Genomic DNA, 18981 nt, shown 5'->3' with positions numbered 1-18981 from the left:
TCTTATTTATCCATCATAGCATCTATGATATTAATAAAGTACACAAAGCTATTTTTATGCCCTTCTGATGGAATTTCCCAAATAAGTTCTCCTTTCATAGAATTTCCTTTTATTTTCTGAAAATTAAACTTTATATCTTCTGTATTAGAGGTTAAGAAATCTACTTTATTGCGTAATTCTCTAGGAAAAGATTCTACAGGAATCTCGGCTATAATCTTCTTACCATTTACAAAAACACTAGAAGCATTTTTAGTAATGTTCTTTTTATGTGTACTTGATAGTTTAGAAACAAATTTTCCGTTTTGTATTGCGCTCATATCTTTTAGAGAACTTCCAAGGAATACCGTATTATCCTTATACATTACATAGATATTAAATGGAGTAGATTTTGGTAAGTCTATTAATTTATACACCCCATTATTGGCTTCTAATTGTTTTTCTTTAACTCCTATTCTTACCAGCCTATTAAATATTTCTTGTTCTTCTGATGTAAACATGAACATAAAATCTGGAACAGTTTCGGTTTTGGTTTTTTCTACTTCTTTGTAATTAAAATCTTCATCATACTCATAGTCTGTGTAGGTTACTTGCTTCTCTGTTAAGTTTGTAAGTGCTAAAAACATATCTCCTCTAAGTATTTTAGAAGCTCCTTCTTCATCTATTAATAGCGAAAAAACTTTGGCTCCTAAAGCTACCGACTCACTTATTGTTTCTCCAGAACCAGTATCAAACAAACTAGAGGCTAAGTTTGGGTATGCCTTAAGAACACCTTCTGTACTAAGGTTTAAAGACATATAACCTAGCATAGTATCTTCATTAATATATTTAGCAAAACTTTTATTAATTTTCCCATTATACATAGGCTTATAAAGCGCTGCCATTTCATTATTCATGGTGTATTCCGTTTTTATAACTGCCTCATCTTCATTAAAATTTAACTTTGCCATTAAAGATAAACCACCATATAATTTATCTATATTCATAAAACTATATGGGTTAAAAGAGTTCCCTAACATATAACTAGGTATTGCTTGTTCATATATTGTAGCAAAATCGTTTATCCAAACACTAGCTTCTTCTTTTCCTTTACCTAAACTTTTTAAATAACTTTTATTGGTTAGTATACTTTTATTAGCATAAGTACCTGCTATTATTTTCTTTGCTTTTTCTAAAACTTCTTGCGAAAATTCTTTAGTTCTTGCCAAGCGTTTTTCTTCTCTTTCTAAACGTTTTTTTTCTCTCTCTTCTTGCTCTTTTTTATAAGCATCACTATTATAATAATTTCCCTCTTCTGTTGCATCTACTGCTTCAACTGCAACTTCGGATTGGTAATCATTATAATAGCTATAAGATTCTTCTTTTACTTTATTGTCTGATGAAACAATGAACATTAAAACATCTTCATTCCACATAGTAACCTCATCGCCTCTATAATTTTGAAAATAAGATAAATTACCTTCTGTTATGGTTTTTTTTATCTCACTATTTCTTAATAAAGCAGTAAAAGCTTTTCCATCCTTTAAAGGAATAAGAAAACAATTGGTGTAAACACCATCATTCATTTCAAAAAAGTAATGAAATGTATTAGTATAATCTAAGCCTAAATCTTCTAGAGTTTCTAATTTTCCCTTGCTTTCATCCATTAATTCCTTCTCTAAAAAAGAACCAAACTTTGAGTTAGAAAACTCTTCTAAACTCATTAATTCCAAAACATTTTTTCCTTTTATAGAAACTACTGCCGAGGCCGTAGAAGGAACTTTAGTTATTAAGTCTTGCGCACTAAGCGTAATAGATATACAAAAAGCAGAAACTGCTATTACAAATTTTTTCATCTAAAAATATTAATTGATTAATTGGATTTTATTTTCAACATTTTTTTCTCCTAATATTAGAGAAAGAGCATCTATTTTTAAAAAAACAGCTCCTTTATTTGGTGCTATTTTAGCATTGGTATTAGACACACTTTTTACTTTATCCTGAAATCTATAAATACAAGTATAACTAGCATTATCAAAAACCTTACGGTCTTCATTTTTTAAAGTGTTAAAGGATTTTTTTATGGCATCATCATACGTAAAATGCCTATTAAAAACATTTTCTGATGGATTATAAGATAAATTTGTAGTAGTAAAATTGGTGTAATTATTCTTATTCTGCTTTTTTATAAGCTCTTTAAAAATGGCATTTACATTATCTACATTCTTAAAATCGCAGGAAATTGTAAAAATATAATTATCAAAATCTTTTGTTTTTTTAATGTTTGATATTCCTGGTGTTTTCTCTAAATGATACAATATATCTTTAAAAGATTCATCTATCTCATCTTCCGAAGGAATTTTATACCCATTTATGCTATCTAAAAGCATTAGAGAAGCTAATTTGGTTTTACTCTTACTCATGTTCAGAGTTACCATAACAGTGCCACTACCGTCCTTATTTAACGTTATTTCTTCTAATATTTCAAAACAACTTGTGCACAAAGAAATACATATAAATAAACTGAAATAAATAAATGCTTTTTTAATCATATTGGTTGCGTTATTATAGTAATAGGTAACACTAATTTTAACTAGAAATTGTATTTGTTCTTTGAAACTTTCTCTTCCTAAAATGGATGACTATTTTTTCCCACAGGAACTAAAATTTCTTGTAACTTATTTACAACCTCTTTTTCCATTGTTTTTTGTTTCTCCTTTTTTGCATAAATATAAATTCCTATTGGAAAAGAAATTATTAAGAATAAAATTAACATGTCATAATTTGTTTGGGTTTTTATCTTTCCTTTAGTACCATTAACACTAAGTTTTACATTGCCTGTTAGTGTAAAACCACTAGTTCTTACCTGTAAATTCCCTAATGAGTTTTGTATTTTATACTGCGGAAAATTTTCTTTTAAAGAAGTAATTAATTTTGCTTTCTCAAAGGCTTTAAAATTTAGTTGTTGCATTTTTTATTAGTTATAATTATCCATATTTCTTAGGACAAAACTAAATTTTAAAAAATTGGCCAAACAGGCCATAAAACACTAAATACACATCCCTGAAAAAAGGGTATATAAAAAAACCCTAATTTTCATTAGGGTTTATTTTTATTTTTCTATCGGATTCATTTCAAAATCTTCCATAAATGCTGTGGTATAATTACCCGTTAAATAATCTGGATGATCCATTAACTGCCTATGAAATGGTATTGTAGTTTTTATTCCTTCAATAACAAACTCGTCTAAAGCCCTTTTCATTTTATTAATTGCCTCTTCACGTGTCTGTGCAGTAGTAATTAATTTAGCAATCATAGAATCATAGTTTGGCGGAATTGTATACCCACTATATACATGAGTATCCATACGTACACCATGGCCTCCTGGAATATGTAACGTAGTAATTTTACCTGGAGAAGGTCTAAACCCATTATAAGGATCCTCTGCATTTATTCTACATTCTATGGAGTGTAATTTTGGTAAATAATTTTTACCAGAAATTGGCACACCACCAGCAACTAATATTTGCTCTCTAATTAAATCGTAATCTATTACCTGTTCTGTAATTGGGTGCTCTACCTGAATACGAGTATTCATCTCCATAAAATAGAACTTTCTATGCTTGTCTACCAAAAACTCAATAGTACCTGCTCCTTCATATTTTATGAATTCTGCAGCCTTTACTGCAGCTTTACCCATACTATCTCTAAGCTTATCGGTCATAAACGGAGATGGTGTTTCTTCCGTTAATTTTTGATGTCTTCTTTGTACAGAACAATCTCTTTCTGATAAGTGACACGCTTTACCGTATTGGTCACCAACAATCTGTATTTCTATATGTCTTGGTTCTTCAATAAGCTTTTCCATATACATACCTCCGTTACCAAAGGCTGCAGTAGCTTCTTGTACTGCACTTTCGAAAAGGTCTGGCATTTCTTCTGCACTCCAAACGGCACGCATTCCTTTACCACCACCACCAGCTGTAGCTTTAATCATAACAGGATACCCCATTTTTTCTGCTATTTCTAGTGCTTCATCCACATCTTTTAATAATCCGTCTGAACCAGGAACCGTAGGCACCCCTGCTTCTTTCATGGTTAATTTAGCGCTAGCTTTATCTCCCATGCGATCAATATGTTCCCCAGATGCTCCAATAAATTTTATATCATGCTCTGCACAAATTTTAGAAAATTTAGAGTTTTCTGATAAGAATCCGTATCCAGGGTGTATTGCATCTGCATTTGTAATTTCTGCTGCTGCAATAATATTTGGAATTTTTAAATAAGACTCACTACTTGGTGCTGGCCCTATACAAACAGCCTCATCTGCAAATCTTACATGCAAACTTTCTTCATCTGCTTTAGAATAAACAGCTACTGTTTTTATTCCCATTTCTTTACAGGTTCTAATAACACGTAGTGCTATTTCCCCTCTGTTGGCAATTAGTATTTTTTTAAACATCTTCTTTAAATTTTAAATTAATTCTAATAGATACTACTACTAAAAAAGTAGTATTTGCTACTTAAAATTATTAAGATGGGTCTACTAAGAATAATGGTTGGTCAAATTCTACTGGAGAAGAATCGTCTACTAATATTTTTACAATTTTACCGGAAACTTCAGACTCAATATCATTAAACAATTTCATTGCTTCTATAACACAAAGTACATCTCCTTCTCCTATAGTACTGCCTACCTCAACAAAAGATGGTTTGTCTGGAGATGGTTTTCTATAAAATGTACCTATTATTGGAGATTTAACTGTAATATATTTAGAATCGTCTTCTGCGGCAGGAGTAGCTGGCGCTGCTGGTGTATCTGCTACAGGAGCTGCTACTGGCGCTGCAGGTGCCATTGCTTGTTGTGCAACAGGAATTTGCTGTACATATGTTGTTTCTGAACCAGAATTTAATGATCCTGTTCTAATTGTTATTTTTAAATCATCTGTCTCTAGTTTTACTTCACTAGCTCCAGACTTTGCCACAAATTTAATTAGGCTTTGAATTTCTTTAATATCCATAATAAAAATACATTAAGTTGGTTATTTTCTTTAAATAATTTAATAGGCCCATTTTAAATAAATAGAACCCCAAGTAAAGCCACCTCCAAAAGCGGCAAATACAAGATTATCTCCTTTTTTTAATTGTTTTTCATAATCCCATAATAGTAATGGCAATGTTCCAGAAGTAGTATTTCCATACCTCTGAATATTCATCATTACTTTATTTTCATCTAACCCCATTCTATTAGATGTTGCATCTATAATTCTTTTATTGGCTTGATGTGGCACTAACCAATCTACATCTTTATCACTTAAATTATTACGCTTCATGATTTCTGCAGCTGCAAATGCCATATTAGATACTGCAAATTTAAATACAGTCCTGCCTTCTTGAAAAATATAATGTTTTCTATTTTTTACAGATTCTATAGTTGCTGGCATTAAAGATCCGCCGCCTTCCATTCCTAAGAACTGTCTTCCAGATCCATCTGCTCTTAAATACTCATCTTGTAAGCCAAAACCTTCGGTGTTTGGTTCCATAAGTACTGCTCCAGCTCCGTCTCCAAAAATAATACAAGTAGTTCTATCTTCGTAATCCAAAATAGAGGACATTTTATCTGCTCCAATAAGTAATACTTTTTTATACCTGCCAGACGCAATGTAACTAGCTACTGTAGACAAGCCAAAAAGAAAACTAGAACATGCTGCTAGTAAATCATAAGCAAAAGCATTACTAGCTCCTATTTCTGAAGCAACAAATGCTGCTGTTGAAGCAACCATATTATCTGGAGTTGCAGTTGCTACAACTATTAAATCTATTTCTTTTGGATCTATACTTTTCTTAGCAATTAAATCTTCTGCTGCTTTTATTGCTAAATAAGAAGTACCCTCTCCTTCATCCTCTTTAAGAATTCTTCTTTCTTTAATACCGGTTCTGGTGGTAATCCACTCATCATTGGTATCTACAATTTCTTCCAACATTTTGTTGGTTAAAATATGCTTAGGGACATAGCCCCCAACAGCAGTAATAGCTGCGGTAAGTTTGTTCATGTATTAGTTGGTTTTGGGTGAAAAACTTCAAAAACTAATCAAAATCGTCGAAAAATAGTGATTTTTTGCGACTTTTTGATGAAAAACCATCAGTTTTTAACTTTTTTTCTAAAAAAGAATCCCTAGTCCGGGATTTTAAATTTTAGTATAAAATAAAACAAGTTTTATTCTAAAAAAAGAAATAAAAAAAACTCTCGTCATTACAATAAATGAGAGAGTTTTTTTAAAATATCTTACTATTTAAGCTTCCGCTTCTACTGTTTTGTCAACTAAAACTTGACCTCTATAGTATAATTTTCCTTCGTGCCAGTGTGCTCTATGGTATAAATGCATTTCACCAGTTGCTGAATCTGTTGCCAAAGTAGGAGCTACAGCTTTGTAATGTGTTCTTCTTTTGTCTCTCCTTGTTTTGGAAATTTTTCTCTTAGGATGTGCCATTAGTACTTATTTATCCGTTAATAGTTTTTTTAATTCGTCCCATCTGGGATCACTTTCTTCTTTATTTTCTTTTTCGTCTTTTGCTTTTGGCTGAAGCTCTTCTAATTTATCTAAAGCTTCCGATTTTAATGTGCCATCTGCTATTCCAGGGTGCACTCTTTTTTGAGGCACAGCTAAAACAAGCATTTCATAAACGTACTGAGCAATATTCATTTCATATTCCCCGTGAGGTAATATTAAAATTTCATCGTCCTCATTATTAAATGCTTCTCCAAACTTGACTAACAACTGTATATCAGAATCTACTGATTGGTCGTAAGGCTCATTTGTAGTATCGCAGTTAACATTTACGCTACCTGATGCAATAAAATCAAGCTCCATCATAGTGCTCGTTTTATTTAATAGTACAGTTAAATTAACATCTGCGCTATTAAACTCATCATATTCAAAAGATTCAAAGAACTCGTTTTTAATTACGTACTTAAACTCATGTTTCCCTTGCTTCAATCCTGAGAAAGGAATAATAAACTCCTTTTGCTTCATCGTATAAACACTTAAATTTAAAACGCCCACCCAATTATAGGGGGGTGCAAAGATACTATTATTTTAATAATACCCAATTTTTACACATTAAAATTAAACAATAAATCATTGTGTTTTAATACAATACTTATTTTCTAGTAATTTTTTGCTTTTTTAATGGGTTTTCTGTTAGTTCTAAATACTCTTCTCTATTTCTAAAAATATGTATTGCAGAAAATACAGCTTCTTTAAAAGAACTATGATCTGCCTTACCTTTTCCTGCTATTTCATAGGCAGTTCCATGATCCGGAGAGGTTCTTACCTTACTTAACCCTGCAGTATAATTTACCCCTTTTCCAAAAGATAAAGTTTTAAAAGGAATTAACCCTTGATCATGATAAGCTGCTAAAATAGCATCGAACTTTTTATACCCATCTGATCCAAAAAAACTATCTGCAGCATAAGGACCGTAAACTAAATGCCCTTTATTAGCTAATTCTTTAATAACTGGCTTTAAAATCTTATCGTCTTCTTTACCTATTACACCATTATCTCCGCTATGTGGGTTTATTCCTAAAAGTGCAATCTTGGGTTTCGTAATTCCAAAGTCCATCTTTAAAGAATTCTCTATTACCTCAATCTTATCATTAATTAGTTTAGTAGTAATTGCAGCAGATACATCTTTAACGGCAACATGATCTGTTAAAAGACCAACTTTTAAATCATCGGTTACCATAAACATTAAACTCTGCCCATTTAATTCCTTAGCCAAGTAATCGGTATGTCCTGGAAAATTAAATTCCTCGCTTTGTATATTATTCTTATTAATAGGAGCAGTTACCAAAACATCTATCTTTCCTTGTTTTAAGGCTTCAACTGCTTTCTGTAACGATTTAATTGCAAATTTTCCGCCCTCAGGAGTTGCTTCTCCAAATTGTAATTTTGGCGTTTCTTTCCAAACATTAACTACATTAAACTTACCATCTAAAGCTTTATATGCATCTGGTACACCATTATAATTAATTGGTATTTTTAAATGATTTTTTTGTTGTGATATTGTTTTGTTTGATGCAAAAACAATAGGTGTGCAAAAATCTAGCATTCTAGAATCTTCAAAAGTTTTTAAAACAACTTCGCAACCAATACCATTTAAATCTCCTATAGATATACCTAATTTAATTTTCCCTTTTTCCTGCATTATATCTTTACCTTTGTATCTAAATATATTACGCAAAATTACTTAAATAAAACGACACATGTTTACAGGAATAATTGAAACACTAGGGCAAATTACTAATTTAGAGAAAGAAGGAAGTAATTTACATATTACAGTTGCATCTAACATTACTTCCGAATTAAAAATTGATCAGAGTGTTGCTCATAATGGCGTGTGTTTAACTGTTGTTGCCATAAAAGACAAAGAATATACCGTTACAGCTATAGATGAAACTTTAGAAAAAACAAGTTTAAATAATCTTGCTGTTGGAGAAAAAATAAATCTAGAACGCGCCATGATTTTAGGCTCAAGATTAGATGGACACATAGTTCAAGGGCATGTAGACCAAACTGGCATATGTACTTCTATTTCTGAAAAAGATGGTAGTTGGTTTTTTTCTTTTGAATATGATGCTACTTTAAACAACCCAACTATAGAAAAAGGTTCTATTACTATTGATGGTACAAGCTTAACCGTAGTAAATTCTGGAAAAAATACCTTTAGTGTAGCTATTATCCCTTATACGTATGAGCATACCCGTTTTGGCACCTATAAAGTAGGAACAGTTGTTAACCTTGAGTTTGATGTTATTGGCAAATATGTTTCTAAATTAATGGCAAATAGAGAGTAATCCTATAAAATATCTTCTTTAAGAGCTTTCCATAATCTTATAAGTACTAAGGCAGAAACAATTGCTATGCCTGTTAAGGTTAATGCTAGTGTTGTTTCACCATAAATCCAATATCCTGTAGCAAACATACATGTATAAATAAGTGTACAACCCACAATCATTGCATATATACCTTTAGGAACGCTCCATGCTTTATCCTTGTTTTTAATAGATAGGTTGTTCTTTTTGGCTTCCTTTACTACACTGTTCCAACCTGGACCGCCTGGCTGTATTTTTTTATAAAAATTTTGCAAAACTTCTGGAGATTCTGGTTGTGTCAAAAAAGTAACTAATAGCCATATTATAGTGGTTAGTAATACAACAAAGGGATACTCCATCCAATCTGGAAAAATTCCTGTTTTTGCAGTAAAAAAGAAATCGCCAATAGGTGTAAATTTTAAAATTATAGCTATTAAACCCGAGGCAAACATTGCGGTAATTTCGCTCCAAGCGTTTATACGCCACCAAAACCAGCGTAAAATAAATATAAGTCCAGTACCTGCTCCAAAGGTTAAAAGAACATCAAAAAGTTGTAGTGCATTCTGCAAAAGTAATGCTAAGCCTGCGCTTAATACCATTAAAAAAACTGTAGATATCCTACCAATAGCTACTAGCTTTTTTTCGGTTGCATTTGGGTTAATTTGTTGTTTATAAAAATCGAAAACAATATAAGAAGAGCCCCAATTTAATTGGGTAGATATTGTACTCATATATGCTGCAATTAAAGAGGCCAAAACCAATCCTAAAAGCCCGCTTGGAAGTTTCGTTAGCATAGCAGAATATGCCAAATCATGCCCTAATTTGTCCTCAGAAATAGTAGGAAAAGCTTCTTGTATACTAGCAATATCTGGAAAAACAACTAAAGATGCTAGTGCCACCAAAATCCATGGCCAAGGTCTTAAAGCATAATGCATAATATTAAAAAAGAACGTTGCGCCAATGGCATGATTTTCATCTTTTGCAGCTAACATTCTTTGGGCTATATACCCACCACCTCCTGGTTCTGAACCTGGATACCATGAACTCCACCACTGTACTGCTAAAGGAATAATAAATAATGTTATAAGTGCTTTTTTATTACTAAAGTCTGGTAAAATAGATAGTTTATCACTAACATTTTCATTAGCCATTAAAGCTTTTATACCACCAACTTCTGGAATATTTACAAGAAAATACGCAGCGCCAATAGAACCTGCCATTGCTACAAAAAATAACAAAAAATCAGTATAAACAACACCTTTAAATCCACCTAAAGCACTAAAAACCACAGTTATTACTCCTCCACAAATAACCGTTTGCCAGGGTTCTAAACCAAGCATTACACTTCCTATTTTTATTGCTGCAAGTGTTACCCCAGCCATAGTAATTACATTAAAAAAAACTCCTAAGTAAACCGCTCTAAATTTTCGTAAAAAACTTGCAGGAGCACCACCGTAACGCAATTCATAAAACTCTAAGTCTGTTTTTACATTAGATTTTCTCCATAGCTTAGCATATACAAATACGGTTAACAATCCTGTAATTAAAAATGCCCACCACACCCAGTTACCAGAAACTCCATTTGTTCTAACAATATCGGTAACTAAATTAGGGGTGTCTGTAGAAAAAGTAGTTGCTACCATGGAAAGACCCAATAGCCACCAAGGCATTGTTCTTCCTGATAAGAAAAATTCTGATGAGTCCCTCCCAGATTTCTTAGAAACAAAAAAACCTACCCCTAAAACAATTAAAAAAAATCCAATTATAAGCGTATAATCTAATGCACTTAAAGTCATATACTATTTTTGATTGGTTCTAAAGGTATTATATTTTTATATATACTTTTGCTCAACTTTATATATACACATTATATGTTATCCTTACTTTCTTTAGAATTAACAAGTATGCAATGGTTTTTGGCCTTACTATCTGCCTTTATCATTGGTGTTTCTAAATCAGGTATTAAAGGCATAGCAATATTAATAGTTACGTTAATGGCTCTTGCATTTGGAGCAAAAGAGTCTACAGGTTTAATTGTCCCATTACTTATAGTTGGAGATATTTTTGCGGTTATTTATTATAACAGACATACCCAATGGAAATATATAGTACGCTTTTTACCTTGGATGATGTTAGGTGTACTAATTGGGGTTTTTATTGGAAAAGATTTAGACGAGTTAACCTTTAAAAACAGTATGGCTGTTGTTATTTTAGGTAGTGTTATAATGATGTATTGGTGGGATCGCAAAAAGTCTAAAAATGTACCTACGCATTGGGCTTTTGCGGGCAGTATGGGCATAATGGCAGGAATTACTACAATGATAGGAAACTTAGCGGGAGCATTTAGTAATATCTTTTTCCTAGCAATGCGTTTGCCAAAAAATGAATTCATTGGTACTGCAGCATGGTTGTTTTTTATTATCAATATTTTTAAACTCCCATTTCATATTTTTGTATGGAAGACCATTACTTTAGATTCTTTTATTTTAAACTTAAAATTAATTCCAGGTATACTTCTTGGTTTATTCGTCGGGATATTTTTAGTTACTAAAATTAAGGAGGGTTTTTATAGAAAAATGATCTTATTCTTAACCGCTCTAGGTTCTTTACTAATTTTATTACGTTAGCTTTTCTATTAAATTCTTTAAACTACTATATAAATAAAGCCCTAAGACTACATGCTAAAATAAGCGTAAATTTTACATTATTAATAATTTTTAAATATTTAAATGATTATTTCGTAAATTTTTGTTAATATTATTGTCGAATTATACTACAAGAAGCTCATAATATTTATTTAATACAACTGTTTTATAATTTAAAAACTTAGCTAACAACTCAAAAAAAATGAATCAAAAAATTACTCTAAACGCAGTTACCCCATACTATTAATTTGTTTTGGTATTTAAATTCTAAAAGTGGTTTTTACCCTCTTTTTAACGATAAAATTTTTTTAAACAATTACTTTTTATAAAGGTTTGTTTTATACCCAAGATTTCCAAAACAATTTTAATAATGACTAGATTTTGCAAACGTTAATTAACAAAGCTTCCATAGAATTATGGAATAATTTAAAAACAGGGGATGTAGAGGCCTTAGGGAAACTATATGACTTGTATGTAGATTCTCTTTTTAGATATGGCTTACATACTTCTAACGATAAGGAGTATGTGATGGACTGTATACATGATTTGTTTCTAGATTTATACAAATACAGAAGTAAAATTGCTGCAACAGAAAATGTAGAATATTATTTGTTTAAAGCTTTAAAAAGAAAGATTAATAGAAAATATAGAAGTAAATTAATAACTACAGCAGATATATCATATTTTACAAAAAATCAGTCCATTCCTTCTTTTGAAGAGGATATGATTAGCATGCAGCATAACACTGAAAAAATTAATAAGCTAAAAGCAGCTTTTCATTTACTTACCAAAAGACAAAAAAAGGGTATAACTTTAAGGTACACAGAAAATAAACCTTATGAAGAAATAGCTGAAATTCTAAATGTTTCGGTAGCCTCTTCTCGCACAATAATATATAGAGGTATCAAGGTTTTAAGGCAGCACTTAGCCCTATTTTTATTATTCTTATCCAATATTTTTTAAAAAAAATTAAAAAATACTGTCTATAAACAGCAAACTTTTTACTTATACTAAATAGAAGGTAAACTTTGTTCGCTTTCTAAGTAGTTTTCTACGAGTACAATTAAATCAAAATGACAGATAAAAACATCTCTAAATTAACTAACAACGAAAAAAAGTTACTTAGAAATAAGATTGCTACATCTATATATTCTCACAAAAGAAAAATTGTTAGAAGAAAAATTGGTGCTGGTCTTGCATTTTCACTAGTTCTTATATCTTCTTTTCTTTTTTATAATCAACAAAAAAAATCTTCTTCAATAGATAGCTACATACAAACAGCAAATAGTGTTAAGGCAGATAATTTAGATGCCGTAGAACTTATTTTAAGTAATAATAAAAAAATAAACATCTTAGACGATAATACTACCATTAGCTACTCAAAAACTGGAGAACAAGTTACCATTGCTTCGGAAAAAACAAATGATGTTTCTGAAGCAGAAAATACTGCTGCCGGATTTAACACCGTTGTTGTTCCTTTTGGAAAACGCTCTAAAATAGAACTTTCTGACGGTACTAATGTATGGTTAAACTCCGGCTCTAAACTTATATACCCTGTTGCTTTTTCAAAAAATAAAAGAGAAGTATTTTTAGAAGGAGAAGGTATTTTTGATGTAGCTCATAATAAAAGTAAGCCCTTTACTGTAGTAGCAAAAAACCATGAAATAGAAGTTTTAGGAACCGTATTTAACGTAAGTAATTATACTAATGATGGTATAATTGAAACCACCCTTAAAAGTGGTAGTGTAAAAATTAATTACAAAGGAGATTCTTTTTTAAAAAGAAACCAATCTATAAAAATAAAGCCTGGCATCTCTGCTAGTTATAATAAAAACACAAACCAAATCTCCTCTAAAAAGGTAAATATAAACAATTACTTTTCTTGGAAACAAGGTCTCTTTATTTTTAAGAAAGATGATTTAGGTCATATTATGAAACGCCTTTCTCGCTATTACAATGTAGAGATTACAATTAAAGACCAACAATTAGCAAAGCAAACTTTTACTGGTTCTTTAGATCTTAAGGATACTATAAATGAAGTTCTGGAAGCTATTAAAGAAACTACAAACTTAGAATATACTAATATATCTAAAACTAAAATAGTAATAACTAAAACCGAAAATTTATGAAGTAACTAAGAAAGAATAAAAAAACCAGAAGATGGACCAACACCTTCTGGCTATAAAAAAATCAACACTGCTGTTACTCACAGCAATATTAACTAACGAAAAAACAAAATTATGAATAAAATAGTTAAATCAAACTATTTAGGGTTTTTTATACCCCTAAGAATGTGCATATTAACCATTATGAGAATTTTTCTTCTAGTAATTGTTTTAGGTCTGGGTTCTGTATATGCCAATCCCTCTTACGCGCAAACTAAAATTGATATTAACGTAAGTAATATTGGTTTAGAGGATTTGTTTGTAGAAATTCAAAATAAAAGTGAATTTGTATTCTTTTATAAAGATGCTACCTTAGACAAAAACAAAAAAATATCCCTTAAATATAATGAGATTACGGTCTCTAAAATATTAGACGTTGTATTTAAAAACACACAACTAACCTATAAGATAAAGGACAGACAAGTAATTATAAAAAAAGCACCTAAAAGAAAATTAAAAAAAGCTTCTTCTATTTTAGCTCCTATAATTGAGCAATCAGAAATTTCTGGATTAGTAATAGACGCAGACGGCTTACCACTACCTGGAGCAAATGTAGTTGTTAAAGGAACTACAAATGGAACGCAAACAGATTTTGATGGAAAATTTAGTATAAACGCAGACCCAAATGCTACTTTAATTTTTAGTTATATTGGGTATGCTTCCAAAGAAATTCAAATAAATGGTCAATCTACTATAAATATTACTTTATTAGAAGATGCCAGTCAATTACAAGAAGTTGTTGTTACAGGGTATACTAAGCAAAATACAAGAGATATTACTGGGTCCGTAACAACAGTTAAATCTGAAAACTTAGAAGCAACATCTCCAACAAGTTTAGAACAAGCATTACAGGGGCAAGCCTCAGGTGTTGTTGTAGGTAGTCAAGGAGGCCCTGGAGGTAGTGCTGCGGTAAGAATTAGAGGTTTTGGTACTATTAATGGAAATGATCCTTTATACATTATAGATGGAACGCCTTCTGGTGCTGGACTTAATGATATAAATCCAAACGATATTGCTTCTGTACAAATTCTAAAAGACGCCTCTTCTGCTGCAATCTATGGAAATAGAGCTGCAAATGGTGTAATCATTATTACTACTAAGGGTGGTAAAAAAAATAAAAAACTTACTTTTTCTTTAAATTCTTATGCTGGAATAGATTTTATTCCAAATTCAGCATTACCAGATATGGCAAGTTCTCAACAAGTAGCAGAAAGTGTTTGGAGAGAATTTAATAATGATGGTAACAACCCTTCTAATTCTCAATTTGGAAATGGTGCAACACCAGTAATACCAAACTACTTAATTCCACAAGGATCGGCAACAGATGAAGGTATTATTTATGATGCTGGTTCAAGAGCAACTTCAGTAACAAGATCAAACCCACAAGGAACAAACTGGTTTAATGAGTATTTTGGTTCGGCAATAACTCAAAGTCATAATATAAGTGCATCTGCCGGAACAGAAAACTCTAGTTTTTTTACTTCTATGAGTGTTTTAGATCAAGAAGGGGTGGGCAATCAATCTGGATTTTCTAGATATACTTTGCGTGCAAATACCAGTTTTAATATTACTGATGGTTTTAGAATAGGTGAAAATATTACTGTTTCGTTTTCAGATCAAATTACACCTCCAGGATCAAGTGTAGATGATGGTACGATAGCAAATTTATATAGAATGAGCCCATTAATTCCAGTAAGAGATGTTGGTGGTAATTTTGCGGGATCTGGTGTAGGAGGTTTAGGTAATGGTAAAAACCCAATCGCCATTGCAGAACGAAACAAAGACAATAGTAATAAAACATTAAGAGCCCTTGGAAATGTATATGCAGAGGTAGATTTAATAGATGGTCTGACATTTAAAACAAATTTAGGTTTTGATCTATCTTCATTTAATATGGTTTACTTCCAAGCGCCACAGCTAGAAGGAGAAATCTTTAACACACAAACAACGTTGACCGAGAGAAATAGCTCATCTAATACTTATACTTGGTTTAATACTTTAAACTATAATAAAGCTGTTAGTGAAAATATAGAGCTAGATGTGTTGGTAGGTACAGAATTTAATAAAAATACTTTTAGAACAACAACAGTAAATAGATTAGGTTTTGATGTATTTACAGAAGACTTAAGATATTTTGATAATGCCAACGGAAATTGGGGTGGCTATGGTACTGGAGCAATATCTTCCTATTTCTCATTATTTGGTAAAGCAGATGTTAAAATACTAGATAAGTATTTATTAAGTGCTACTGTTAGGCGTGATGAAACATCATTATTTAATGAAAATAGTAGAGATGGTATTTTCCCTTCTGGTAGTATTGGATGGAGAGTTAGTGAAGAAGACTTTATGAAAGAATCTAAAGTGTTCACAAATTTAATGTTTAAAGCAGGATACGGTGTTGTTGGTAACAACGGTAATGTCAGAACAGATGCTAGATCTACTACTCTTGGTCCAAACGTAGATAATTATAATTATGCCACAGGAACAACAACTTCATCGGCTGGTTTGGGTATCTCTCTTAGAGGAAACCCAGATATTGGTTGGGAAACTACAAAAAGTTTAAATGTTGGTATATCATCAAGACTGTTTAATAGTTTAAATTTCGATTTTGATTATTTTAATTCCACAACAGAAGACATGCTATTAAGTGTTCCTGGAGACCCAACACTTCTGGGGAACATAAGTGCTGTTCCTGCCAATTTAGGAGAAATGACAAATAAAGGGTTTGATGCCACTTTAAGTTATGATAACTACCAATCAGATGGAGACTTTAAATACAATTTAGGATTTAATATTTCAGCATATAAAAATGAAGTTACTTTTTTAGACCCTGAAAATCCTGATAGTTTTATAAATGGAGATCGTTTAAGAGATCAGAACCCTACCCGTACTCAAGCAGGACATCCTTTGTCTTCTTTTTATGGAAATACATGGGCTGGTATTGAAAATGGTAGAGTGGTGTTCGATGAGCTAGATGATACAGGAGAACCTGTTAGAGGTTTTATTGGAAGCCCTCATCCAGATTTTACTTATGGTCTTACGTTTAATGCCGATTATAAAAACTTCGATTTTTCTATGTTATTTCAAGGTTCTCAAGGAAATGAGATTTATAACTTTAATAAGTTCTTTACCGATTTCAATAAATTTACTGGAGGAAGAAGTGTAAATTATGTTAATGAAGTAGGCTTACCTGCTGTAACAGCTAATTCTAGTCTTGTTGATCGTGAGGCAGCAGCATCTAGCTATTATGTAGAAGATGGGTCTTATTTAAGGTTAAAAAACATTGTAATTGGTTATAGTCTACCAAACTCTCTAACGCAAAAGCTTAAGTTAGACAAAATTAGATTATATCTTCAAGGCAAAAACTTAATCACTCTAACAGATTATTCTGGCTTAGATCCAGAAGTAAGTTTAAGAAGTTTTGTTGGGTCTGTTTCAGCTCCTGGTGGTAATGCCCCAGATAGAACACTACCTGGTCCAAACTTAACATATGGTGTTGATTCTGGGACATATCCCATTAATAGATCCATCATTTTTGGTTTAAACGTTTCATTTTAAAAAAAAGAACATGAAAAATATATTAAAACAATTTTTGTTATTCACTATAACAATAAGCATTTTCTCGTGTGATGATGAATTAGATATTCCATTATCTACATTAACTACAGATGATGTTGTGCCAAGTGTAAATTTGGTTGAAAAATTAGTTATAGGAACTTATGCAGGTCTAGAAATGAGAAGAGAGGCCGCTGCGTCAAACTGGACATTTGGTGGAGCTGCATCAGATGATGCTTACAAAGGGAGTGATCCAGGAGATCAATCTGAAATTACTCAGATGGAGGTTTATGATGTTTTACCAAATAATAACTATGTAAGACTTAGATGGAATAATCTTTATGAAGGAGTAGCTAGAGCAAATGCAGCTATAGGTGTAGTAAAAAGTGGTTTAGAATCTGGAGCTATTGGAGAAAGTGATGCTAATACAGCTTTAGGTGAACTTCGTTTTTTAAGAGGTTTTTTTCACTTTCAGTTGAAGATGACTTATGGTAATATCCCTTATATTGATGAAAATACTACCGAGACACCAGCTAATACTAGTGATGTTTGGCCAAATATTGAGGACGATTTTCAATATGCTATAGATAACCTTGATGTAGAAGCAAAACGATATGGAGGAGCTACGCAATGGAATTCAAAAGCTTATTTAGCTAAGGTTCATATGTATCAACTAGATTATACAGCTGCTAAACCACTATTGGACGATATAATAAATAACGGTCCATATGACTTAATGCCTAGCTTTCATCAAAACTTCAATTATGCATACAATAATAATATAGAAACTGTTTTCTCTGTACAATATGCTGTTAATGATGGTGCTGGCTCAGGACAAGGCAATGGGAATGAAGGGGATGAATTAAATTATCCACATAGCGCAAGTCCTTTTGGATGTTGTGGGTTTTATCAACCAACACATGATTTAGTTAATGCATATTTAACAGATGCCAATGGTTTACCATTAACAACACCCCCATCAGACCCTGCTAATTATGTATCTAATGTAGATCCAAATGATATTGTTGGAGGGGTTCCTAGAAATGTCCCTGTTGAAGATCCAGTTGCAGGAACTTCTATTTTTCCAGAAGAAACTAGAAATTTAGATCCTAGACTAGATTGGACAGTTGCTAGAACAGGTATTCCTTTGTTTGATCGTGGAGATTTTATGCTAGCATGGGCAAGAGACCCTGCAAACGGAGGTCCTTATTATAGCAAAAAATTACTTTGGTCGCAAGTTGATGATGGTTTAGCAAGAGTAGCAGGAGGATGGGGGCAAAATATTAGCACCATACAAACAAATTTAATTCGTTATTCTGAAATACTATTATGGAGAGCTGAAATAGCTGCCTCTGAAACAGACCTATTAACAGCAGTTACTCTTGTAGATCGAGTAAGAGCAAGAAATACAGATCCAGAAAATTGGGTTAAGGAAAGTGATGGAGTAACCAATGCAGCAAATTATGCTATAGGACTTTATTCAAATAATGGTGGCTTCCCTGATGCAACATTTGCAATGAATGCCGTAATACATGAATATCGTATAGAAACAGCAATGGAAGGACATCGTTTCTTTGATTTGGTACGTAGAGGAGAAAATATTGCCAAACAAGTTTTGGACGGTTATACATCACGCCCTCAATTTAGAGGATATTTAAATGGTGTTTCTTTTCCTGCTACAAGAGGAATTTATCCAATACCACAAGAGGTAGTGGATCTTTCTGGTGGAACAGTGCAACAAAACGCATATTAATAAATTTAA

The 18981-nt window shown here is 31.9% G+C and carries 16 protein-coding genes; 6 read left to right on the top strand and 10 right to left on the bottom strand.

Going from position 1 to position 18981, the window contains the following annotated elements:
- Positions 1-2 precede the first annotated feature (2 nt).
- The 9 genes from CLV91_RS04690 to pdxA all read right to left on the bottom strand — a co-directional run bounded on the left by CLV91_RS04690 (position 3) and on the right by pdxA (position 8187).
- On the bottom strand, positions 3-1832 hold the full coding sequence (locus CLV91_RS04690) for a hypothetical protein (RefSeq protein ID WP_121064463.1): 1830 nt from the start codon (positions 1830-1832) through the stop codon (positions 3-5).
- A gap of 9 nt (positions 1833-1841) precedes the next feature.
- Positions 1842-2399 (bottom strand): hypothetical protein, encoded by a 558-nt coding sequence (locus tag CLV91_RS04685; RefSeq protein ID WP_245987141.1) that lies wholly within the window; start codon positions 2397-2399, stop codon positions 1842-1844.
- A 206-nt stretch (positions 2400-2605) separates the two neighbouring features.
- Positions 2606-2947, bottom strand: a complete 342-nt coding sequence (locus tag CLV91_RS04680) for a hypothetical protein (protein ID WP_121064459.1) — start codon at positions 2945-2947, stop codon at positions 2606-2608.
- A 141-nt stretch (positions 2948-3088) separates the two neighbouring features.
- Complete coding sequence (gene accC / locus CLV91_RS04675) at positions 3089-4438, bottom strand: acetyl-CoA carboxylase biotin carboxylase subunit (RefSeq protein ID WP_121064457.1); 1350 nt, start codon at positions 4436-4438, stop codon at positions 3089-3091.
- A gap of 70 nt (positions 4439-4508) precedes the next feature.
- Complete coding sequence (gene accB, locus CLV91_RS04670) at positions 4509-4997, bottom strand: acetyl-CoA carboxylase biotin carboxyl carrier protein (RefSeq protein ID WP_121064455.1); 489 nt, start codon at positions 4995-4997, stop codon at positions 4509-4511.
- A 39-nt stretch (positions 4998-5036) separates the two neighbouring features.
- Complete coding sequence (locus CLV91_RS04665; RefSeq protein ID WP_121064453.1) at positions 5037-6029, bottom strand: beta-ketoacyl-ACP synthase III; 993 nt, start codon at positions 6027-6029, stop codon at positions 5037-5039.
- Positions 6030-6269: 240 nt separating this feature from the next.
- Positions 6270-6467, bottom strand: a complete 198-nt coding sequence (gene rpmF / locus CLV91_RS04660; RefSeq protein ID WP_121064451.1) for a 50S ribosomal protein L32 — start codon at positions 6465-6467, stop codon at positions 6270-6272.
- A gap of 6 nt (positions 6468-6473) precedes the next feature.
- Positions 6474-7010, bottom strand: coding sequence for a YceD family protein (locus CLV91_RS04655; protein ID WP_121064449.1), 537 nt, complete (start codon positions 7008-7010; stop codon positions 6474-6476).
- Between the two features lie 127 nt (positions 7011-7137).
- Complete coding sequence (pdxA, locus tag CLV91_RS04650) at positions 7138-8187, bottom strand: 4-hydroxythreonine-4-phosphate dehydrogenase PdxA (protein WP_121064447.1); 1050 nt, start codon at positions 8185-8187, stop codon at positions 7138-7140.
- Positions 8188-8245: 58 nt separating this feature from the next.
- Here pdxA and CLV91_RS04645 point away from each other — a divergent pair, with 58 nt between their 5' ends.
- A complete protein-coding gene (locus tag CLV91_RS04645; RefSeq protein ID WP_121064445.1) occupies positions 8246-8836 on the top strand; it encodes a riboflavin synthase in 591 nt (196 codons plus the stop codon).
- Between the two features lie 2 nt (positions 8837-8838).
- Here CLV91_RS04645 and CLV91_RS04640 read toward each other — a convergent pair whose 3' ends face one another.
- The gene (locus tag CLV91_RS04640) at positions 8839-10650 is read right to left on the bottom strand and encodes a sodium:solute symporter family protein (protein ID WP_121064443.1); all 1812 of its coding nucleotides are present in this window, start codon (positions 10648-10650) and stop codon (positions 8839-8841) included.
- Between the two features lie 75 nt (positions 10651-10725).
- Here CLV91_RS04640 and CLV91_RS04635 point away from each other — a divergent pair, with 75 nt between their 5' ends.
- The 5 genes from CLV91_RS04635 (at position 10726) to CLV91_RS04615 (ending at position 18972) form a co-directional block, all read left to right on the top strand.
- Positions 10726-11481 carry a sulfite exporter TauE/SafE family protein gene (locus CLV91_RS04635; RefSeq protein ID WP_121064441.1) on the top strand — a complete coding sequence of 252 codons (756 nt, stop codon included), beginning with the start codon at positions 10726-10728 and terminating at the stop codon, positions 11479-11481.
- Between the two features lie 399 nt (positions 11482-11880).
- Positions 11881-12462: an RNA polymerase sigma factor gene (locus tag CLV91_RS04630; protein WP_170146699.1), complete on the top strand. Its 582-nt coding sequence runs from the start codon at positions 11881-11883 to the stop codon at positions 12460-12462.
- 110 nt (positions 12463-12572) lie between these two features.
- Positions 12573-13628 carry a FecR family protein gene (locus tag CLV91_RS04625; protein ID WP_121064437.1) on the top strand — a complete coding sequence of 352 codons (1056 nt, stop codon included), beginning with the start codon at positions 12573-12575 and terminating at the stop codon, positions 13626-13628.
- 180 nt (positions 13629-13808) lie between these two features.
- Positions 13809-17222 (top strand): TonB-dependent receptor, encoded by a 3414-nt coding sequence (locus CLV91_RS04620; RefSeq protein ID WP_170146698.1) that lies wholly within the window; start codon positions 13809-13811, stop codon positions 17220-17222.
- Between the two features lie 10 nt (positions 17223-17232).
- A complete protein-coding gene (locus tag CLV91_RS04615) occupies positions 17233-18972 on the top strand; it encodes a RagB/SusD family nutrient uptake outer membrane protein (RefSeq protein ID WP_121064433.1) in 1740 nt (579 codons plus the stop codon).
- Positions 18973-18981: the final 9 nt, after the last annotated feature.

Origin of the sequence: Maribacter vaceletii (assembly GCF_003634105.1) — a bacterium.
GTDB classification, from domain to species: Bacteria; Bacteroidota; Bacteroidia; order Flavobacteriales; family Flavobacteriaceae; genus Maribacter_B; species Maribacter_B vaceletii.
The sequence above is the reverse complement of the archived record's forward strand: the minus strand, read 5'-3'. Positions and strand labels throughout refer to the sequence as shown.

Bases quoted from the DNA above. Each gene is read 5' to 3' on its own strand.
- CLV91_RS04690 (WP_121064463.1), bottom strand. From the start codon at position 1,832: ATGAAAAAATTTGTAATAGCAGTTTCTGCTTTTTGTATATCTATTACG.
- CLV91_RS04685 (WP_245987141.1), bottom strand. From the start codon at position 2,399: ATGAGTAAGAGTAAAACCAAATTAGCTTCTCTAATGCTTTTAGATAGC.
- CLV91_RS04680 (WP_121064459.1), bottom strand. From the start codon at position 2,947: ATGCAACAACTAAATTTTAAAGCCTTTGAGAAAGCAAAATTAATTACT.
- accC (WP_121064457.1), bottom strand. From the start codon at position 4,438: ATGTTTAAAAAAATACTAATTGCCAACAGAGGGGAAATAGCACTACGT.
- accB (WP_121064455.1), bottom strand. From the start codon at position 4,997: ATGGATATTAAAGAAATTCAAAGCCTAATTAAATTTGTGGCAAAGTCT.
- CLV91_RS04665 (WP_121064453.1), bottom strand. From the start codon at position 6,029: ATGAACAAACTTACCGCAGCTATTACTGCTGTTGGGGGCTATGTCCCT.
- rpmF (WP_121064451.1), bottom strand. From the start codon at position 6,467: ATGGCACATCCTAAGAGAAAAATTTCCAAAACAAGGAGAGACAAAAGA.
- CLV91_RS04655 (WP_121064449.1), bottom strand. From the start codon at position 7,010: ATGAAGCAAAAGGAGTTTATTATTCCTTTCTCAGGATTGAAGCAAGGG.
- pdxA (WP_121064447.1), bottom strand. From the start codon at position 8,187: ATGCAGGAAAAAGGGAAAATTAAATTAGGTATATCTATAGGAGATTTA.
- CLV91_RS04645 (WP_121064445.1), top strand. From the start codon at position 8,246: ATGTTTACAGGAATAATTGAAACACTAGGGCAAATTACTAATTTAGAG.
- CLV91_RS04640 (WP_121064443.1), bottom strand. From the start codon at position 10,650: ATGACTTTAAGTGCATTAGATTATACGCTTATAATTGGATTTTTTTTA.
- CLV91_RS04635 (WP_121064441.1), top strand. From the start codon at position 10,726: ATGTTATCCTTACTTTCTTTAGAATTAACAAGTATGCAATGGTTTTTG.
- CLV91_RS04625 (WP_121064437.1), top strand. From the start codon at position 12,573: ATGACAGATAAAAACATCTCTAAATTAACTAACAACGAAAAAAAGTTA.
- CLV91_RS04620 (WP_170146698.1), top strand. From the start codon at position 13,809: ATGAGAATTTTTCTTCTAGTAATTGTTTTAGGTCTGGGTTCTGTATAT.
- CLV91_RS04615 (WP_121064433.1), top strand. From the start codon at position 17,233: ATGAAAAATATATTAAAACAATTTTTGTTATTCACTATAACAATAAGC.